Below are 2,893 nucleotides of genomic sequence, written 5' to 3'. Positions count from 1 at the left end.
ACGATCGGGCCGGAGCCGATGACCATGACGGACTTGATGTCGGTGCGTTTAGGCATTGCGGGTTTCCTCCTTGGATGAACGCATGAGATCGACGAAACGATCGAACAGATACGAGGCGTCATGCGGACCGGCCGCGGCCTCGGGATGGTATTGCACGGAGAACGCGGGGATGTCGACGCACTGCAGGCCTTCGACCACGTCATCGTTCAGATCAATGTGGGAGACGAACACCCGGCCGTACCGGCCGTCACCGTACGGGGACGGAACCGTCTCGCCGATCGGGGCGTCGACGGCGAAGCCGTGGTTGTGCGCGGTGACCTCGATCTTGCCGGTGGTCATGTCCTTGACCGGCTGGTTGATGCCGCGGTGGCCGAACTTGAGCTTGTACGTGCCGAACCCCAACGCGCGGCCCAGCAGCTGGTTGCCGAAGCAGATGCCGAAGAACGGGTATCCGGCGTCCAGCACCTGGCGCAGCAGCTCCACCTCGGGCTCGGCCTGCTCCGGGTCGCCGGGGCCGTTCGAGAAGAACACGCCGTCCGGGTTCAGGGCCTGCAGCTGTTCGAAGGTGATGGTGGACGGCACCACGTGCACGCGGCAGCCACGCTCGGCCATACGGTGCGGCGTCATGGCCTTGATGCCCAGGTCGACGGCGGCGACGGTGAACAGCGGCTCCTTGCCCTCGTATTCGCCGCACGGTTCGATGGTGTAGGTCTGCCTGGTGCTGACCTCGTCGTACAGGCTCAGCCCCTGCATCTGCGGGGTGGCCTTGACCTGGTCGAGCAGATCGTCGATGGCGCGCAGACGGCCATTGGCATCCACCAGGGCCTCACCTGAAAAAACACCCGCACGCATCACGCCTGCGGAACGCAGATGGCGGACAAGCTTGCGGGTGTCGATACGGCAGATGCCGACGATGCCGTTGGCAACCAGATCATCATCCAGACTGCCGGTGGCACGCCAGTTGCTGACGTTGGGACTGGGTTCGCGGACCACGTACCCGGCCACCCAGATCTTGGAGGATTCCGGGTCCTCGCCGTTGACACCCGTATCCCCGATGTGCGGGAACGTCTGCACCACGATCTGACGGTCGTAACTCGGATCGGTCAGCGTCTCCTGATAGCCGGTCATGCCGGTGGCGAAGACGATCTCGCCACAGGTGGAGCCACGCGCGCCGTAGGGCTCCCCCACATAGACTTGCCCGTCCTCCAACACGAGAACGGCATCATCCTTGGAGAACATCACGGCTCCGGAATCGGTCTGGTTCACCAAAACCCCCTTTATCCTTGGGTCGAATCTACCCCTTAGGATACCGGCCGGCTGAGACTCGCAGACGGCCGGAATCCTTGAAAAATCAATCGTTTTCTACGGACTCGCCGGACTGTTCGGCGGTGTCGGCGTCGGACGGCGTCTCCTCGGGCCCGTCACTCTGGGCGGACGAATCGGCCACGATCCGCTCGGCGGCGTCCTCCTGCGGCGCGATCTGCGACTTGTCGGCGCACACGGCACTCAGCAGCCCGTGGATGAACGACGGGGCGTCGTCGGCACACAGCGTCTTGGCCAGGCCCAAAGCCTCGTCGATGGCCACCTTGTCCGGTACATCGTCGTTGAACAGGATCTCCCAGGCGGCGATGCGCAGGATGTTGCGATCCACAACACCCATGCGATTGACCTTCCACCGGGTGGAATGCTCGTCGAGCACGCGGTCGATCTGGTGGCGGTGGTCGGCCACGCCGCGCACGATCTCGATGGCGTAATCGGGCAGCGGGGTCTGGGCGCCGGGCAACGCGATGCGCTCAGCAAGAAGGGACAGGATGTCCTGTCCCTTCTCGTCCGCTTCGTACAACGTGTTCAGGGCCCTCTTGCGGGCGGTGGAACGTGCCATGAAGCTCTCGGTGTCCCTTCTTCAGGTCAGTTGTTCTCGCGACCCAGGTAGGAGCCGTCGCGGGTATCGACCTTGACCTTCTCGCCCTCGCCAATGAACAGCGGGACCTGGATCTCGGCGCCGGTCTCCACGGTGGCCGGCTTGGTGCCGGCGTTGGAACGATTGCCCTGCAGGCCCGGCTCGGTGTGGGTGATGGTCAGCACCACGGAGGCCGGCAGCTCCACGCTCAGCGGGGTGCCGTCATGGAAGCTGACGATGCAGTCGGTGCCTTCGAGCAGGTACTTGCTCTGGTCGCCGACCAGGGTCTTGGGGATGTAGATCTGGTCATAGGTGGTCATGTCCATGAAGACGTAGTTGTCGCCGTCCTCGTAGGAGTACTGCAGGTTGCGGTTGTCGACGGTCTCGAACTCCATCTTCATACCCGCGTTGAAGGTCTTGTCCACGATCTTGCCGGACAGCACGTTCTTGATGGTGGTGCGCACGAAGGCCGGGCCCTTGCCGGGCTTGACGTGCTGGAACTTGACGACGGTCCACAGCTGGCCATCCAGGTTCAGGACGGATCCGTTCTTGATGTCATTGGTAGTCTGTGCCACTGTTGTTCACCTATTCACTCGATGGTTGTTGGCAGCGTTCAAAATGAGCCTTGCCTATTATGCCACCACGCCTATACAGGAGCTTCGAATCGACCCATATCCGAACCGGATGTCGGCATATGACCCGTCAGCGAGGGGTGCCCGGATATGAGAATGCCCCGGAACCCATACAGGTTCCGGGGCATCCCTATGCGCTAGTTCAGGCGCACCGAATCATCGCCGATGGAAATCAGGCGAGGATCTTGGTGACACGGCCCGAGCCGACGGTGTGGCCACCCTCACGCACGGCGAAGGTCAGGCCCTCCTCCATGGCGATCGGCTGGATCAGCTCGACGGTGAAGGTCGCGTGATCGCCCGGCTGGACCATCTCGACGCCTTCCGGCAGCTCGATGACGCCGGTGACGTCGGTGGTGCGGAA

General features: G+C 63.0%; 3 protein-coding genes and 1 pseudogene. All 4 read right to left on the bottom strand.

What is annotated here, in order from left to right; translation table 11 throughout:
• Positions 1–48: 48 nt before the first annotated feature.
• A complete protein-coding gene (gene carA / locus B4C31_RS00100) occupies positions 49–1,266 on the bottom strand; it encodes a glutamine-hydrolyzing carbamoyl-phosphate synthase small subunit (RefSeq protein WP_291530829.1) in 1,218 nt (405 codons plus the stop codon).
• 85 nt (positions 1,267–1,351) lie between these two features.
• A complete protein-coding gene (gene nusB / locus B4C31_RS00095) occupies positions 1,352–1,882 on the bottom strand; it encodes a transcription antitermination factor NusB (RefSeq protein ID WP_291530828.1) in 531 nt (176 codons plus the stop codon).
• A gap of 26 nt (positions 1,883–1,908) precedes the next feature.
• Positions 1,909–2,475, bottom strand: a complete 567-nt coding sequence (gene efp, locus B4C31_RS00090; protein WP_033506455.1) for an elongation factor P — start codon at positions 2,473–2,475, stop codon at positions 1,909–1,911.
• 229 nt (positions 2,476–2,704) lie between these two features.
• A pseudogene (locus B4C31_RS00085) lies at positions 2,705–2,893 on the bottom strand (elongation factor Tu); the annotation flags it as partial.

Source organism: Bifidobacterium sp. UBA4282 (genome assembly GCF_002394995.1).
Taxonomy (GTDB): domain Bacteria; phylum Actinomycetota; class Actinomycetes; order Actinomycetales; family Bifidobacteriaceae; genus Bifidobacterium; species Bifidobacterium pullorum_B.
Note: the sequence above shows the minus strand (reverse complement) of the source record. Positions and strands in the feature narration are given on the sequence as shown.

Coding starts and splice junctions, on each gene's coding strand:
- nusB (WP_291530828.1), bottom strand. CDS start 1,882: ATGGCACGTTCCACCGCCCGCAAGAGGGCCCTGAACACGTTGTACGAA.